Source organism: Mesotoga sp. HF07.pep.5.2.highcov (genome assembly GCF_003666285.1).
Lineage (GTDB): Bacteria > Thermotogota > Thermotogae > Petrotogales > Kosmotogaceae > Mesotoga > Mesotoga prima.
Map to the genome: position 1 here is coordinate 1 of NZ_JFHJ01000619.1, position 572 is coordinate 572.

Below are 572 nucleotides of genomic sequence, written 5' to 3' on the forward strand. Positions count from 1 at the left end.
ATCAAAATGCTTTTGGCCGCTGGCGCGAGGAACATTGTTGCTGTCGATAAGAACGGGATTCTCAATAGAAAAGACTCTCATACTCTTCTGAATGAGTTTCACTCAGAGATCGTTCGAGAAATCAACCCCGAAAACCTCAGCGGAGATCTTGAAGATGCAGTCAAGGGCGCCGATCTCTTCATTGGAACCTCCGTAGCAGGCCTTCTTACACCGGAAATGGTAAGACAAATGGCTCCCGATCCGATCGTGTTTGCACTGGCAAATCCTGTACCGGAAATCATGCCAGACCTCGCAAAAGGCGCAGGTGCAGCGATTGTCGCCACTGGCAGATCTGACTTCCCAAACCAGATAAACAATGTACTTGCCTTCCCCGGAATCTTCAGAGGCGCCCTAGATACCAGATCTAGTGAAATAAACGAAGCCATGAAGCTAGCTGCGACCAAAGCTCTCTCTTCAGCAGTACCTGAAGAAAAGCTTTCCTCCGACTATATTCTACCGAAACCCTTTGAGCCTGGCATTGCGAGAAGGGTCGCCCTAGCCGTAGCGAAAGCATCGATCGAATCAGGTTGCTC

Annotated in this window: 1 protein-coding gene; it reads left to right on the forward strand. The window is 49.7% G+C overall.

Annotated features, from left to right (window positions below; all coding sequences use genetic code 11):
• Window positions 1–572: NADP-dependent malic enzyme (locus BG32_RS13330; protein WP_310793897.1), on the forward strand; the 572-nt coding region annotated here is incomplete at both ends.